The organism is Streptomyces sp. NPDC059010 (genome assembly GCF_042740355.1).
Classification (GTDB): domain Bacteria; phylum Actinomycetota; class Actinomycetes; order Streptomycetales; family Streptomycetaceae; genus Streptomyces.
In genome coordinates this window covers 92,358-107,170 of the sequence record NZ_JBHYJA010000010.1, presented here as the reverse complement: position 1 = coordinate 107,170, position 14,813 = coordinate 92,358, and the positions used below count along the sequence as shown (strand labels likewise).

Annotated in this window: 19 protein-coding genes; 14 read left to right on the top strand and 5 right to left on the bottom strand. The window is 71.0% G+C overall.

What is annotated here, in order from left to right:
- Position 1: 1 nt before the first annotated feature.
- Positions 2-592: an N-acetylmuramoyl-L-alanine amidase gene (locus tag ACFWYS_RS12775; protein WP_384766530.1), complete on the bottom strand. Its 591-nt coding sequence runs from the start codon at positions 590-592 to the stop codon at positions 2-4.
- Between the two features lie 296 nt (positions 593-888).
- Between ACFWYS_RS12775 and ACFWYS_RS12770 the strand changes: the two genes are divergently transcribed.
- The 9 genes from ACFWYS_RS12770 to ACFWYS_RS12730 all read left to right on the top strand — a co-directional run bounded on the left by ACFWYS_RS12770 (position 889) and on the right by ACFWYS_RS12730 (position 7,710).
- Positions 889-2,295 (top strand): family 2B encapsulin nanocompartment shell protein, encoded by a 1,407-nt coding sequence (locus tag ACFWYS_RS12770; RefSeq protein WP_384766527.1) that lies wholly within the window; start codon positions 889-891, stop codon positions 2,293-2,295.
- Between the two features lie 113 nt (positions 2,296-2,408).
- Positions 2,409-3,494: a family 2 encapsulin nanocompartment cargo protein polyprenyl transferase gene (locus tag ACFWYS_RS12765; RefSeq protein ID WP_384766525.1), complete on the top strand. Its 1,086-nt coding sequence runs from the start codon at positions 2,409-2,411 to the stop codon at positions 3,492-3,494.
- 239 nt (positions 3,495-3,733) lie between these two features.
- Positions 3,734-4,342 carry a GNAT family N-acetyltransferase gene (locus tag ACFWYS_RS12760; protein WP_384766522.1) on the top strand — a complete coding sequence of 203 codons (609 nt, stop codon included), beginning with the start codon at positions 3,734-3,736 and terminating at the stop codon, positions 4,340-4,342.
- Between the two features lie 158 nt (positions 4,343-4,500).
- Complete coding sequence (locus ACFWYS_RS12755) at positions 4,501-5,085, top strand: dihydrofolate reductase family protein (protein ID WP_384766519.1); 585 nt, start codon at positions 4,501-4,503, stop codon at positions 5,083-5,085.
- 26 nt (positions 5,086-5,111) lie between these two features.
- Positions 5,112-5,333, top strand: a complete 222-nt coding sequence (locus tag ACFWYS_RS12750; protein WP_384766517.1) for a hypothetical protein — start codon at positions 5,112-5,114, stop codon at positions 5,331-5,333.
- A gap of 96 nt (positions 5,334-5,429) precedes the next feature.
- Entirely contained in the window at positions 5,430-5,843 is a 414-nt protein-coding gene (locus ACFWYS_RS12745) for a YciI family protein (protein ID WP_384766514.1), read from the top strand.
- 20 nt (positions 5,844-5,863) lie between these two features.
- Positions 5,864-7,123, top strand: a complete 1,260-nt coding sequence (locus tag ACFWYS_RS12740) for an RNA polymerase sigma factor (protein ID WP_384766511.1) — start codon at positions 5,864-5,866, stop codon at positions 7,121-7,123.
- 9 nt (positions 7,124-7,132) lie between these two features.
- A complete protein-coding gene (locus tag ACFWYS_RS12735) occupies positions 7,133-7,465 on the top strand; it encodes a DUF952 domain-containing protein (RefSeq protein ID WP_384766509.1) in 333 nt (110 codons plus the stop codon).
- Positions 7,462-7,710, top strand: coding sequence for a hypothetical protein (locus ACFWYS_RS12730; RefSeq protein ID WP_384766506.1), 249 nt, complete (start codon positions 7,462-7,464; stop codon positions 7,708-7,710). The genes ACFWYS_RS12735 and ACFWYS_RS12730 overlap by 4 nt, the downstream gene beginning before the upstream one ends.
- Here ACFWYS_RS12730 and ACFWYS_RS12725 read toward each other — a convergent pair.
- Positions 7,696-8,436, bottom strand: coding sequence for a VOC family protein (locus ACFWYS_RS12725; RefSeq protein WP_384766503.1), 741 nt, complete (start codon positions 8,434-8,436; stop codon positions 7,696-7,698). The two genes, ACFWYS_RS12730 and ACFWYS_RS12725, sit on opposite strands and share 15 nt — an antisense overlap.
- A 125-nt stretch (positions 8,437-8,561) precedes the next feature.
- On the opposite strand from ACFWYS_RS12725, the gene ACFWYS_RS12720 reads away from it, so the two are divergent.
- On the top strand, positions 8,562-9,716 hold the full coding sequence (locus ACFWYS_RS12720; RefSeq protein WP_384766501.1) for an anion permease: 1,155 nt from the start codon (positions 8,562-8,564) through the stop codon (positions 9,714-9,716).
- A 34-nt stretch (positions 9,717-9,750) separates the two neighbouring features.
- Positions 9,751-9,984 (top strand): hypothetical protein, encoded by a 234-nt coding sequence (locus tag ACFWYS_RS12715; RefSeq protein ID WP_384766498.1) that lies wholly within the window; start codon positions 9,751-9,753, stop codon positions 9,982-9,984.
- 43 nt (positions 9,985-10,027) lie between these two features.
- Here the strand turns inward: ACFWYS_RS12715 and ACFWYS_RS12710 are convergent, their stop codons facing one another.
- A complete protein-coding gene (locus ACFWYS_RS12710) occupies positions 10,028-11,467 on the bottom strand; it encodes a glycosyltransferase family 39 protein (protein ID WP_384766496.1) in 1,440 nt (479 codons plus the stop codon).
- 379 nt (positions 11,468-11,846) lie between these two features.
- On the opposite strand from ACFWYS_RS12710, the gene ACFWYS_RS12705 reads away from it, so the two are divergent.
- On the top strand, positions 11,847-12,356 hold the full coding sequence (locus ACFWYS_RS12705) for a GNAT family N-acetyltransferase (RefSeq protein ID WP_384766494.1): 510 nt from the start codon (positions 11,847-11,849) through the stop codon (positions 12,354-12,356).
- 11 nt (positions 12,357-12,367) lie between these two features.
- Positions 12,368-13,087: a maleylpyruvate isomerase family mycothiol-dependent enzyme gene (locus tag ACFWYS_RS12700; protein ID WP_384766491.1), complete on the top strand. Its 720-nt coding sequence runs from the start codon at positions 12,368-12,370 to the stop codon at positions 13,085-13,087.
- A 124-nt stretch (positions 13,088-13,211) separates the two neighbouring features.
- Here ACFWYS_RS12700 and sodN read toward each other — a convergent pair whose 3' ends face one another.
- Positions 13,212-13,607 carry a superoxide dismutase, Ni gene (gene sodN / locus ACFWYS_RS12695; RefSeq protein ID WP_007491258.1) on the bottom strand — a complete coding sequence of 132 codons (396 nt, stop codon included), beginning with the start codon at positions 13,605-13,607 and terminating at the stop codon, positions 13,212-13,214.
- A 145-nt stretch (positions 13,608-13,752) separates the two neighbouring features.
- On the opposite strand from sodN, the gene sodX reads away from it, so the two are divergent.
- Positions 13,753-14,187, top strand: coding sequence for a nickel-type superoxide dismutase maturation protease (sodX, locus tag ACFWYS_RS12690; protein WP_384766828.1), 435 nt, complete (start codon positions 13,753-13,755; stop codon positions 14,185-14,187).
- Here sodX and ACFWYS_RS12685 read toward each other — a convergent pair.
- Entirely contained in the window at positions 14,091-14,720 is a 630-nt protein-coding gene (locus ACFWYS_RS12685; protein WP_384766488.1) for a CGNR zinc finger domain-containing protein, read from the bottom strand. The two genes, sodX and ACFWYS_RS12685, sit on opposite strands and share 97 nt — an antisense overlap.
- Positions 14,721-14,813: the final 93 nt, after the last annotated feature.

Sequence of the window (14,813 nt, the reverse complement as noted above, 5' to 3'; positions counted from 1 at the left end):
CCTACCCCAACCGGTCCCCGATCCGCCCCCGCATCCACGCCATGGTGAACCCCCGAGGATCCACCTTCCCCGGCTGCCACTCCAGATGCCCGATCACCGACCGTTCCGTCCACCCGTGATAGCGGCAGACGGCGGCCGAGACCCGTTCGATCGCCTCCAGCTGGACCTCCGGCCAAGGGTCCTCTCCGTCGCCCAGGTTCTCGCACTCGAAGCCGTAGAAGTGCCGGTTGCCGTCGGTGTTCGCCTCGTTGTCGGGCGGCAGCGCCGTCTCCGCGATGACCGCGCGCAGGACGTCGTCGTCGCCGAGACCGGCGTGGTTGGCGCGGCCGTAGCCGACCAGGTGGACCCTGCCGTCCTTGGTGATGACGCCGTGGCACAGCGGACCCGGCAGCCCGGCGTAGCCGTCACGGCAGAGTTGCACCGTGTGCTCGCTCCCCTTGGTCACCGTGTGGTGGATCATCACGCCGTGCACGGGACCCCAGGGCCCCACGTGATTGCGGTTGTGGTGCTCCCAGTCGCCGACCTCGACGACCGTGACGCCCTCCGCCTTGAGTCTCTCCAGGAACTTGCTCGCGGACATGGGTGAGGCCATGACCGCCTCCTTCACACCTGCGTCGGCCGCCGAGCGCAGCCGCCCCGTACAGGTGCTTTACCGAGAACGGGCGGACGGGACTCCTCAAGCGGTACAGCGTGCGACCTGTTTCGGCCAGGGCGCGTGAGGGCGGCGGACGCATGGACAAGTGGCCCCCATCTGCCCACCCGCCGGTGATCCATTCCCGCTCTTTCGGGTAATAGCACAGACACACCCCGTGATGGAAGGCTCGGTCGTGCAGAGCGCGATGCGCGGTGCCAGATAGGCGCCGGGGCATGACGGGAGGGCAATTCCTTATGTCGGTAGGCGAAGAGGTCCGCACGGAGCAGGGCACGCCGCAGCAGAGTCTCGGCACTGCGGCTGCGCGGAACCTGGCCACCACGACCAAGTCCGCACCCCAGATGCAGGAGATCAGCTCCCGCTGGCTGCTGCGCACGCTGCCATGGGTGAACGTCCAGGGCGGCACGTACCGCGTCAACCGGCGTCTGACCTACGCCGTGGGGGACGGACGCATCACGTTCGTGAAGACCGGCGACCGTGTCGAGGTGATCCCCGCCGAACTGCGCGAACTGCCGGCCCTGCGGTCGTACGAGGACGAGGACGTGCTGGCGGAGCTGGCCCAGCGCTGCCAGCAGCGGGAGTTCGCGGCGGGGAACCTGATCACCTCGTTCGGCAGCCGGACCGACGAGGTGTATCTGCTGGCGCACGGCAGGGTGGAGAAGCTCGGCAGCGGGCCGTACGGGGAGGACGAGTCCCTGGGCGTCCTCGCCGACGGGGCCTACCTCGGCGAGCAGGCGCTGCTCGACCCCGACACGATCTGGGAGTACACGGTCCGCGCGGCCACCGCGTGCACGGTGCTCGTCCTGCGCCGCCAGGACTTCGAGCAGGTCGCGGAGCGCGCCGACTCCCTGCGCGGGCACATCGATCAGCTGCGGTCGATCCCGGACCAGCGCACCAACAAGTACGGCGAGAAGGAGATCGACCTCGCCGCCGGCCACAGCGGCGAGCCCGACATCCCGCACACCTTCGTCGACTACGAGGCCAGGCCCCGCGAGTACGAACTGAGCGTCGCCCAGACCGTGCTGCGCATCCACACGCGCGTGGCCGACCTCTACAACCAGCCGATGAACCAGACCGAGCAGCAGCTCCGGCTGACCGTGGAGGCGCTGAAGGAGCGCCAGGAGCACGAGCTCATCAACAACCGCGAGTTCGGGCTGCTCAACAACTGCGAGTACGACCAGCGGCTCCAGCCGCACGACGGCGTGCCCAGCCCCGACGACATGGACGAGCTGCTCTGCCGGCGCCGCGGCACCAAGCTGTTCCTCGCGCACCCGCGCGCGATCTCCGCGTTCGGGCGTGAGCTCAACAAGCGCGGACTCGTGCCCGAGACGATCGAGATCGCCGGCAACCGCATCCCCACCTGGCGCGGCGTCCCGATCTACCCGTGCAACAAGATCCCGGTCACCGAGGCCCGTACGACCTCGATCATCGCCATGCGTACCGGCGAGACCGAGCAGGGCGTCATCGGTCTGCAGCAGGCGGGCATCCCGGACGAGATCGAGCCGAGCCTGTCCTGCCGGTTCATGGGCATCAATGAACAGGCCATCATCAAGTACCTCGTGACGGCCTACTACTCGGCAGCGGTTCTGGTACCGGACGCCCTCGGTGTGCTGGAGAACGTCGAGATCGGGCGCTGGAGGTGACGTTTCCGCACCTGGGGGCCGTGTCCGCGCGGGGCAGGGCGGGTACATCCTCGTCGTACGCGCCCAGCCGCAGCGGGAACGCCATCGCCCGCGGACTCTCCGAGAGGGAACCCATGGCCGAGTCGACGACGCGAACGACGCGGCGTTCCACCACGACCGGCCCGCTCGACGGTCCCGAGGCAGCGGTCATCCTGGAGCGCGCCCGGGCCCTGGCCGACCCCGAACTGCGCGCCGCCGTCGAGTCGTTGCCGGACTCCATGCGCCGGGTCGCGCGCTATCACTTCGGCTGGGAGCATGCGGACGGCACCCCGGCGGCGGGCGGCGCGGGCAAGGCGATCCGTCCCGCCCTCGTCCTCACGGCGGCCGCCGCACTCGGCGGACCGGGGGCGCGGGCGGCTGCCGTACCGGCGGCCGTGGCGGTGGAACTGGTGCACAACTTCACGCTGTTGCACGACGACGTGATGGACCGGGACACCACCCGTCGGCACCGGCCCACCGCATGGACCGTGTTCGGTGACGCCGCCGCCATCCTCGCCGGGGACGCCCTCCAGGCGCTGGCACTGCGGCTGCTCGCCGAGGACCCGCACCCGGCGTCCACCGCGGCCGCCGTGCGGATCGCGGACTGCGTCGTGGAACTGTGCGCCGGCCAGCACGCGGACACGTCGATGGAGAAGCGGGGCCCCACCGAGGTCGGCCTCGACGAGGTGCTCGCCATGGCCGAGGCCAAGACGGGCGCGCTGCTGGGGTGCGCCTGCGCGCTCGGCGCGCTGTACGCGGGAGCGGCCGAGGAGGACGTGACGGCGCTGGACGCGTTCGGCCGTGAGGCGGGGCTCGCCTTCCAGCTCATCGACGACGTGATCGGCATATGGGGCGACCCGAGCCACACCGGCAAGCCGGCCGGCGCGGATCTCGCCGCCCGCAAGAAGTCCCTCCCGGTCGTCGCGGCGCTGACCTCCGGCGGTCCGGCGGCGGCGGAACTGGCCGCGCTGTACGAACTGACCTGCGACAAGGAGGACGAGGAGAGCATCGCCCGGATCGCGCTCGCCGTCGAGCGAGCGGGGGGACGCGACTGGGCGCAGGCCCAGGCCGCCGACCGGATGGCCCGCGCCATGCAGGAACTGGCCCGCGCGGTCCCCGACCCGGAGGAGGCGGGCGGACTCCTGGCCCTCGCCGAGTTCGTGACGCGACGCAGCAACTGAAGGCCTGGCCATGGCGGAAGCCGACGGCACTGCTCAGGACCCCGGAGCCAGGGGGCCGTACGGTTCCTGACCCCGTACGGCAGTCGAAGGCTCCGGAATGGCGGGTCCCGCACATCCCCACGGTGTGCGGGGCCCGTCCCTGTGCGCCGGTCAGATCTCGACAAACTCCTTCCGTGGACGGCACGCACGCCCCAACCCCCCTACGATCAAGGGCGGTTGACGTGAAGGGGTGGGTACACATGGGCGTGGCGATCCGGACGGCGGGGGAAGCGGACCGGGAGCTGGTGGTCGGGCTGCTGGACGCGGCCTTCCAGGACGATCCGGTGAGCGGCTGGGTGTTTCCGGGTGAGGAGCACCGCCGTACCCGGCACCCCGCGCTGATGGCCGCCTTCACCGACATCGTGCTGGCCGACGGCCGTATCGACCTCACCGAGGGCGGCACGGCCTGCGCGCTGTGGCTGTCCGTACCCGCGCAGGAGCACGGACCCGATCCCGAGCACGCCGACGACGAGGACGCGGCACGGCTGCGTGCCGCGGTCGACCCGGACAACGAGCGGGTGGAGCAGATCGCCCGGCTGACCGCAGGTGTCCACCCCTCCGGCCGTGCGCATGAATACCTGTGGATGATCGCCGTCGATCCCCGGCACCAGGGGCAGGGCCTCGGCACCGCGCTCATCGCCTCGGTCCTCGACCGCTGCGACCGGGACGGCCTGCCCGCCTATCTGGAGGCGAGCAACGCCCGCAGCCGGAGGCTGTACGAACGCCTCGGCTTCGAGCTCAAGGACCGCCCCCTCGACCTCCCCGACGGCCCCCGGATGTGGCCGATGTGGCGCGAGCCGCGCGGCTGATCCCCACCCGGCGCCCTGCCTCTCCGGACCCGACATCCGGAAGCCCTTCTCTCACTTTCGCCCGGTACCGGAAACGCGCTTGCAACCACTACAAGCGAAGTAGTACAACTGAAGCACTACAACCGGAGTGGTTGAGTGGCCTACGAAAAGAGACCGGCTTGCGAAAGCTCACGTACTTCATCGCCTGCTCGATCGACGGGTTCATCGGGGACCCGAGCGGAGACGGGTCGGCGATGACGGCCTTCGTCGACGAGGAATACCTCGCCTTCCTCCAGGGCGAATACCCGGAGACGCTGCCGACCCACGGCCGCCGGGCGCTCGGCCTCGAAGGTCTGGAGAACAAAAGGTTCGACACGATCATCCAGGGCCGGGGCAGCTACGACCTGGCCCTGAAGGAGGGCATCACCAGCCCCTACGCCCATCTGCGCGAGTACGTCGCCTCGCGCACCCTGACCGAGTCGCCCGACCCCAAGGTCGAGATCATCGGCGACGGCCTGGTCGCCAAGGTGCGCGAACTCAAGGCCGAGGACGGCGCCTTGGGCATCTACCTGTGCGGCGGCTCGCAGATCGCGGGTGAACTGCTCGACGAGATCGACGAGCTCGTCATCAAGACCTACCCCATCGTGTACGGCACGGGCATGCCGATGTTCGGCTCGGGCCTCGCCATCACGGAGTTCACCTTCGACGGGGTGCGGACGCTCGGCAACGGCGTCGTGGTTCGTACGTACAGCAGGAAGCGCTGAGCGGTCTCCCGCCCTACTCTGAGGGCATGGGCAGCCAAGAGCACGTCTGTCCCTTCTGCGGACAGCCCGTCGACACCGTCGTCAAGCGCCACAAGACGCTGGGCGCCTGGGTCCCCACCTGGGTGGGCGGCCCGTGCCGGAACCCCGACTGCGAGGCGTATGTCGAGGAAGGCGCCGAGCACGACGAGAAGCACGGGCGGCCGGAGCGGCCCGAACAGCCCGAGACACCAGCCGCGAAAAAATCCTGAACCCCGTGTCGAGAAACCCGGTCCGGCTCCGACGTCCCCTGTGAGAGCCGCCCGCCACGGGCGGCCCGAGCCGACGGAAACCGAAGGAGCGGACTGATGAAGTACCTGGTCATGGTGCAGGGCACGCAGGCGGACTACGAGGCGATGAAGGGCCGGGGTTCCGAGCACTCCGTGGCCTGGAGCCAGCAGGACGTCCAGGCGATGTACGCCTTCATGCAGGCCCTCAACGACGACCTCGCCGAGACCGGCGAGATGATCGACGGACAGGGGCTGACCGAGCCCGCGAAGACCCGGCACGTCGCCCTGGGCGACGACGGCAAGGCGGTGATCACCGACGGGCCGTACAGCGAGACCAAGGAACTGCTGGCCGGCTACTGGGTCCTGGACTGCGCGAGCCTGGAGCGGGTCACGGAGATCGCCGAACGCGTCCTCCAGTGCCCCCAGCCCGCCGGGGCCCCCGCGTACCCGGTCGTGATCCGGCCCATCGACGACGGCTCCGGGGACGTCTGAGCCGTACGGAACGACGGGACATGCGCACCACACCCGAGACCGAGGACCTGCTGCGCCGCCACGCGCCGCAGGTCCTCGGCGCGCTGGTGCGGCGGTACGGCCACTTCGACAGCGCCGAGGAGGCCGTACAGGAGGCGCTGCTCGCGGCGGCCGGGCAGTGGCCGCGGACCGGGGTCCCGGACAACCCGCGCGGCTGGCTGATCAAGGTGGGGGCACGTCGGCTGACCGACGCGCTGCGGGCGGAGGAGGCACGCCGGGCCCGGGAGGAGAAGGCCGTGGCGCTGGCACCGCGATGGGGGCACCTCCCAGGCCCTTCGGGCACTGGGGGAGCCTTCACGGCCCCGCCGCCCGGCGCGGACCGCGCTCCCCGTGAGGACGACACCCTCACCCTGCTCTTCCTCTGCTGCCACCCCGACCTGACCCCGCCCGCCCAGATCGCCCTCACCCTGCGCGCCGTCGGCGGTCTGACCACGGCGGAGATCGCCCGTGCGTATCTCGTGCCCGAGGCGACGATGGCCCAGCGCATCAGCCGGGCCAAACAGAAGGTCCGCGGGGTGCGCTTCGGGCGGCCCGACAACTGGGAGGACCGGCTGCCGGCGGTCCTGCAGACCCTGTACCTGATCTTCAACGAGGGCTACACGGCCACCTCGGGCGCGAGCCTGACGCGGCGGGACCTCGCCGGTGAGGCGATCCGGCTGACCCGCACGGTCCACCGGCTCCTCCCCGACCACGGCGAGGTGGCCGGCCTGCTCGCCCTGATGCTGCTCACCGACGCCCGCCGCGACGCCCGCACCGGCCCGCACGGAGAGCTCGTCCCGCTCGACGAGCAGGACCGCGACCGCTGGGACAAGGCCGCGATCGACGAGGGCGTCGCCCTGGTCACCCGTGCCCTCTCCCGGGGCCGCGCGGGCCCGTACCAACTGCGCGCCGCCATCGCCGCCGTCCACGACGAGGCGCCGTCCGCGCAGGAGACCGACTGGCAGGAGATCCTCGGCCTCTACGACGTCCTGACGCGCCTCGTCCCCGGCCCCGTCGAGCGCCTCAACCGCGCGGTCGCCGTCGCCATGGTCCGGGGACCGCGGGCCGCACTGGCCGAACTGGGCGAACTGGAGGACGAGCTGGGTGCCGGGCACCGGCTGGACGCGGTCCGCGGTCATCTGCTGGAGCGGGTGGGAGCGTACGACGAGGCGCGCGCCGCCTACGAGGCCGCGGCCGGCAAGACCCTGAGCCTGCCGGAGCAGCGCTATTTGCACGCGCGGGCGGCCCGGCTGAGGCCGTAACCTCACCCCATGCCCGAACACACGTACATCCTGCACATCACCGAACGCTCCCTGTGGGACGCCGCCCGTGAGCGCGGCACGTACGAGATGTCGACGCGCGGCCGCACCCTCCAGGAGGAGGGCTTCATCCACTGCTCGACCCGCGCCCAGCTCCCGGCCGTGGCCGCCTTCCTGTACGGCTCCTACGACGGCCCCGACGAACTGGTGGTGCTGGTCGTGGACCCGGCACGACTCGACGTGCCGCTGAAGTACGAGGAACCGAAGCCCGGGAGCGAGGAGTTCCCCCATGTGTACGGGCCGATCCCGGTGGACGCGGTGGTGGCCGTGGAGCCGTGGACGTGACGGGACGGCGCCGCTTATGGCGGTGGGTCGTGGTGGCGTGGGTGATCCTCGTGGCCGTCGCGGGCGCCGCGACACTCTGGCTCCAGGACTCGGCCGAACCGCCGGGACCGTACAGCTGGCAGGAGGCCAGTCCGTCGCACACGCCGCCGGAGGGGTGGGAGTCGGCGTGTGCGGGCGCCACGCCCGACGAGGACGGCCGGGCGCTCTGCGTCGTCCTCACGGGCCCGGACTCAGGGCCGCGGTAGCCCGCCGGTCTCCGGATCCCGTCCCGTCAGGCAGTACACGCCGCCCGCCGGATCGCGCATCACCGTCCAGTGGGCGCCCCGGGCGACGAAGGACGCGCCCAGCTCCTCGTGCCTGGCACGGGTCGCCGCGATGTCCGCGCAGGCCAGGTCCAGGTGGGCGGAGCCGCGCCGCTCCTCGCCGAGCCGCTGGAGCAGGATGCGGACCGGCAGCCCGGGCGGCGGCTTGAGCACATGGAACTCGGGGAGGGAGCCCGGCACCGACTCCCAGCCGTCCAACAGGGCGCTCCAGAAGGCGACTTCGGCGTCGTAGAGCGATGGCGGTACGTCGACGCAGACCTGGTCGAGCCGGCTGCCGCGCACCACGGGCGGGCGCACCGACTCCCCGTGCCAGGGCACGGCGCAGAACAACTGCCCGGCGGGCGACCGCAGCACGGCCCACCCCTCGTGCCCGGCGGCGACACCCGCGCCCAGCTTGAGCGCCGACTCCACGAGTTCCGGTACGTCGTCCGTGACGAGGTCGAGATGCGCGCCACCGGCGCCCGAGTCGACGCCCTGCACCTTGACGCAGGCGTCGGCCCCGCCGCCGGGCAGCAGGGTCACGAACTCGTCCCGCGCGCCGCGGAACGCGGACGGCCGGGTGTCCGTCACCGCGGTCCAGAAGGCGTGGGCCCGGCCGAAGGACGCTGCGGGGCGGTCGACGAAGGCGTACGTCCAGCGGATGCTCATGGGGCGATCGTAGATCCGTTCACCACCCCGCTTTCGCAATAGTCTTACGATTCACGCCCCTGCTCCTGGGACATGCTTTGCCGTCAGTTCCCCGTTTATTGGCCGACGCTTGTTTGCATTGGGGAATGGACCACATCACGTTCTTGGTGGCGGTCGTCATTGTGACGGCCCTTGCCTTCGACTTCACCAATGGATTCCACGACACGGCGAACGCGATGGCCACGTCCATCGCCACGGGGGCGCTCAAACCGAAAACGGCCGTGCTCATCAGCGGTGTCCTGAACGTCGTCGGCGCCTTTCTGTCCACCGAGGTCGCCAAGACGATCTCCGGCGGCATCGTGGACGACACACTCGTCACACCGGGCATGATCTTCGCCGGCCTCGTCGGGGCCATTCTGTGGAATCTGCTCACCTGGCTGGTCGGGCTGCCGTCCAGTTCGTCGCACGCGCTGTTCGGCGGGCTGATCGGGGCCGTCTGGGTCGGTGCGGGGGCCCATGGCGTGCACTTTGACAAGGTTGTCGAGAAGGTGCTGATCCCGGCGGTGGCCTCGCCCCTCGTGGCGGGGATCGCGGCACTGCTGGCCACCTACCTGGCGTACAAGGTCACCGCTCGTGCCCGCAAGGAGTCCGTCACCAAGGGCTTCCGCGTCGGTCAGATCGCCTCGGCCTCGCTCGTCTCGCTGGCCCACGGCACGAACGACGCGCAGAAGACGATGGGCGTCATCACGCTGACCCTGATCTCGGCGGGCGCGCTCGGCCATGACGCGGGCCCGCCCCTGTGGGTCATCGCCTCGGCCGGTCTGGCCATCGGTCTCGGCACCTACCTCGGCGGCTGGCGGATCATCCGCACGATGGGCAAGGGCCTGACGGAGATCCAGTCCCCGCAGGGCTTCGCGGCCGAGACGGCGTCCACGACGGTCATCCTCACCTCGGCCCACCTGGGCTTCGCCCTGTCGACCACGCAGGTCGCCTCCGGCAGCATCCTCGGCGCGGGGCTCGGCCGCCGGCTGGCGGAGGTCCGCTGGGGCGTCGCCGGCCGCATGGTCGTGGCCTGGCTGGTCACCCTGCCGGCCGCCGCGCTGGTCGGCGGTGTCTCGGCGAGCGTGGTCACCCACGGCGGCAACATCGGTACGGCCGTGGTCGCCCTGGTCGGGGCCGCCGTCGCCGCCGGCATCGTGTTCGCCTCGCGCCGCAACCCGGTGTCCGCGCACAACGTCAACGACGACCACGAGGTCACGATCCGCAGCACCGAGCCGGCCAAGGTCGGCACGGCCGCCTGAGACACAGCCGCCTGAGACAAGGGGAGTTCACATCATGAGCCTCGACTGGACCGCACTCGGCCAGGTCGCCGCGGTGAGCCTGGCCGTCACGGTGGCCGTGGTCGCCGTCTTCGCCCTCGGCGTGCTGGGCCTGGCCCGCCACGAAGGGGCGCGCGCGGAGGGCGACGGCACGTCCGCCTTCGGCTTCGCCCAGGCCGGGCTGTGTTTCCTGGCCTGCGCGGCGGTGGTGGTGTACGGGATCTGTCTGATCGTGCCGCAGTTCCACTGACCGGCTGAACCGACGGGCCGGCGAAGGCGCCTTGCATCGGGCATCAGGCGTCCTTCGCCGGCTCCAGCCGTTCGTACACCGTCACCCGCCGCCCGCGGACCTGTTCGTCCGCCACCACCGTGAAGTGCTCCTTCAGTACGGCGGCCTTCGCCTTGTCCCGCTCGTTCGACACCGGCCGGGCCACGTCGGAGGCGTCGGTGACCAGCAGTATCCGGTGCTGTGCCAGCATCGCGGACCGTATCCGGGCCGGATCCGCCTCCTCGCCCTTCAACGTCCCCGACGCCACGGGGCTCTCCGCCAGCGCTATGTCCCGCAGGCCGGTGAAGTGGCCGGGGGAGACGAGCGCGGTGTCGCGCCGGGCCGCGGGCAGGAACACCACCGCGTCCCCGCCCTCCTTGAGCCGCCGTACGTCCTCCGCTATCGCCAGGACGTCGTCCACCCGGCTGGCCGGGGACCGCTTGGCCAGCGACTGCGGGAGCAGCGCCGCCACCGCCACGGCGACCACCGCAGGGACGAGCCACAGCGACGTCCTGGGGAACCGGGGCCTGGTCGCCCGTACGGCGGTCCCCAGCGCCGTGCCGATCAGCAGGGCCAGACCGAGCATGCTGAACAGGACGTAGCGGTCCAGGAAGAGCGGCCGGACCAGGGAGAGGCCGAGGAGGCAGAGCTGCGGCACCGCCAGCAGCGGCAGCGCCACGGCCGCCACCGACAGCCGCTTCTCGCGCGGCCGGTCCAGCAGGGCCCCGAGGCCGCCGAGGGCCAGCAGGATCGCCGGGCCGATGAGCATGTGCCAGGTCAGCGGAGGGATCCAGGAGACCTGGTCGGACTGGCGGCGGCTGAACAGGATCAACGGCGCCACGGCCGTCACCGCGAGCGTCGCGGCCACGGCCCAGCGCACCCGGGTTCCGCGCCGGGCCCGCGTCCACAGCAGGGTCGCCAGGTGCGCGGGCAGGATCAGCAGCGACAGCCAGTTGAGCAGCCCGCACACCGCGACCGTGCCCGCGTAGCCGGCCCAGTGCCGCGTACGGCCACGTCCCTGGAGCACGGTCACCAGGAGCAGCGTCGAGATGCCGGCGCCGGCCGCGACGAGCGCGTACGGGCGGCCCTCCTGCAGATAGAACTGCACGGCCGGAAGCAGACCGAACGCCAGCCCTCCCGCCAGGCCCGCCCAACCTCCGGCCAGCCGCCCGCCGATGACCGTGACGCAGGCGGCCGCCACCGCCGTGGCCAGCACGGAGGGCAGTCGAAGGGTGGTGGTACCGGCCCCGAAGCACTCGAAGAGCCCGTGCATCAGCAGGTAATAGAGCCCGTGTACGGCGTCGACCTGACCCAGCATGTGCCAGATGTCGGCGACCGGCCGACCGGCCACCTGCCAGGTCGCGGCCTCGTCCCGCCACACGCTGTCCTGCCGGGAGAGCCCCCACAGGCCGAGGGCGAGGGTCCAGAGCACGGGGATCGGCCAGAGGGGCGGGCGGTGCCTCAAGCGAGCGTTCTCCAAGAGATCGGCATTCGGTCCGACGGGGGCCAGGCCGCCGGTGATGTGATCTCACTCGCCCGCTGTCACAGGGCACACCGAAAACCGCCCCGACCGCACAGGTCGAGGCGGGATCTGAGTACCGCTCAGCTTCCCCCGGGAGCCCACCGGTCCTGGGAGTGCACATGACCAGGTGGACACGCCAGAACCTACGTGACCTGAACAACCCGCGGCCACCGAGGACCGCGTGAACACAATCACCGCGAACCGAGGGAACCTCACGCCCGCGAAACCGTCCGGGTACGCCGAACGGGCCCGACCGGGGACTGCGCGAAGCTGCCCGGAATCCCATGGACACGGCTCGCCGGGGTGACCCATGATCGCTTGCATGATTCGGGCCGCCACTGTGAAGGACGTCGCTGAGATCCGCGCGATGATCCGCGAACTCGCCGAGTACGAAAGGGCTGTTGAGCAGGCTCTGGCCACCGAGGAGCAACTCCGCGAGGCGCTGTTCGGCGAGCATCCCGCCGCCTTCGCCCTGATCGCCGAGGACGACGACTCGGGCGACGTCGTGGGCTATGCCTTGTGGTTCCCGCGCTTCTCGACCTGGACCGGGGCCCGTGGCATGCACCTGGAGGACCTCTACGTACGGCCGGACGCCCGGGGAGGGGGACACGGCAAGGCCCTGCTCGCCTCCCTCGCCGCGGTCTGCCTGCGGAACGGCTACGAGCGCTTCGAGTGGTGGGTCCTGGCCTGGAACGAGCCGACGATCGACTTCTACAAGTCGCTCGGGGTCGAGCTTCTGGACGAGTGGACGGTATGCCGGCTGAGCGGTGAGCCCCTCAGCGACCTCGCCGCGCGGGCCCCGGGAGCCGACAGCCCGAGCCTTGCCCCCTAGGAGGGCGGCGTATGAAACCTCCCGTGGCAGCGGTGGTCGAAGCCCACAGCGCGCTCGAAAGGCTCGTCGCCGGACTGGACGACCAGCAGGTCGCCGAGGCGTCCACCCTGCCGGGCTGGTCGCGTGGCCATGTACTCGCGCATCTCACCGACAACGCGAGAATGTTCACCCGCCTCGCCGAACACGCCCTGCGCGCAGAGCTCGTACCGGGCTACGACGGTGGCGTGGACGAGCGCGACGCGATCATCGAGGCCACGGCCGGCCGTGGTGCCGCCGAGCACCGCGCCGAACTCGCCGGACACATGGCCCGGCTGGAGGCGGTGTGGGCACGCGCGGGCGCATCGGACTGGGGCCGTCCGGTCACCTTCCGCGACGCGGACCTCGCCGCGACGGTGTGGGCGCGCTGGCGCGAGGCCTGGATCCACATGGTCGACCTGAACCTCGGTGTACGGCCGGACGACTGGCCCGGGGAACTGGCCGCGCACGCCGTCGACTTCCTCCTCTGCCGCCTTCCGGCAGGCACACGGGTCCGCGCCGAGGACGTGCCCCGGCAGTGGTCCGTCGGTGACGGGCCGGACACGGTGGTGGTCACCGGACGTCTGCGCGACCTGGCGGCCTGGCTGTCCGGCCGCACACCCACAGCCGCACCGGTGGCGGCGCAGGGACTGCCCGCCCTCGGACCCTGGCCGCCCCATCCGCCCCATCCGCCGCAGCGGCCGAACCGTGCGTGACGATGCCTTGGAAAACACCGCACCCGGACCGCCACGGACGCCATGCTCGGCGCCCTGCGGACCGGGTGCGGACAGGAGGACCGGATGATCGAAGAGATCGCCGGTCGAGCGGTCTGACCGGAGGTCAGGCCTTCTTGGTCTCCCAGAAGATCTTGTCGATCTGGGCGATGTAGTCCAGAGCCTTCTGGCCGGTGGCCGGGTCGGTCGAGCCCTTGGCGGCCGAGAGGGCCTTGAGGGCGTCGTTGACCAGCTGGTGCAGCTCCGGGTACTTCTCGAAGTGCGGGGGCTTGAAGTAGTCGCTCCAGAGCACCGAGACGTGGTGCTTCGCGAGCTCGGCGCGCTGCTCCTTGATGACGGTGGCGCGCGCCTGGAAGTGCGGGTCGTCGTTGGCGGCCATCTTTTCCTGCACGGCCTTCACCGACTCCGCCTCGATGCGGGCCTGGGCCGGGTCGTACACACCGCAGGGCAGGTCGCAGTGCGCGCTGACCTTGACCTTGGGGGCAAACAGGCGGGAAAGCATGGAGCATTCCTTCCTCGTGATCGTCTTCTCAGGTGGGACATTACTCCCTGCAAGACGGGTTTTCGCGAGTGCCCCCATGGGCTTAGGACAAAAGTCCAGGGTCAGACTGAGACTGGTGGAGGACCGTACCGGGGAGGTGCCGGGGATGCCGGAGTTGTCGCAGGAGACCGAGCGTGGGCGGGCGGGCCGGCCCTTCGGGTGGGCCGAGGTGACCGGGCCGTCGATGGTGCCCACGCTCTACCACGGCGATCTGCTCGTGGTGGTGCACCGGGGCCGGATCAGGGCCGGCGACGTCGTCATCCTGCGCCATCCCTTCCAGCAGGACCTGCTCGTCGTCAAGCGCGCCGCGGAGCGGCGTGAGAGCGGGTGGTGGGTGCTCGGGGACAACGCCTACGCCGGGGGCGACAGCACCGACTACGGCGTGGTGCCGGACGAGCTGATCCTGGGCAAGGTCCGGTTCCGGTACCGGCCGCGCAAGCCGGATCAGCGCTCGCCGTTCGCGCTGGCCCGCTGGGTGCTGTCGGCCGTGCGGCCGGTGTTCGCCGACCGGTCGGCCGCGAGGCGTTTGCGGGCCCGGTAGGCGGCCACGTTGGCGCGGGTCGCGCAGCGGTCCGAGCAGTAGCGCCGGGAGCGGTTGGTGGAGGTGTCCAGGTAGGCGTTGCGACACGGGGCCGCCTCGCACAGGCCCAGGCGGTCCACGCCGTACTCGGTGAGGTGGAAGGCCAGGCCCATCGCCGCGATCGCCGCGTAGCCCGCGGTCGCGTTCGACGGGTGGTCCGCCAGGTGCATGTGCCACAGGGGGCGGCCGTCGTCGTCCCGGAAGTCGTGGCCGGAGATCTGCGGGCTCACCGGGAACTCCAGCAGGAGTGAGTTCAGCAGGTTCACGGCCAGTGCCTCGTCGCTCTGGTCCGCCGCCTCGAAGACCGCCCGCAGCCGGGCGCGGACCGAGCGGAAGCGGGTGACGTCGGCGTCGGTGGCACGACGGCCCGCCTCCTGGCTGACGCCGAACAGATCGCGGACGGCCTCGACCGAGGTCAGCGAGTCCTTGCCCCGGGCCGGGTCCTCGCTGTTGACGAGTCGTACGGCGTAATCCGAGTAATAGGCCAGTTCCACTTGTAGTCCTTACGGAGGCGTTCTATGGTCGTGGTGCGGTCGGGTAACAGCTGATCGTGCTTCCAGGGTATTACGTGACGTGCGCTATGGAGG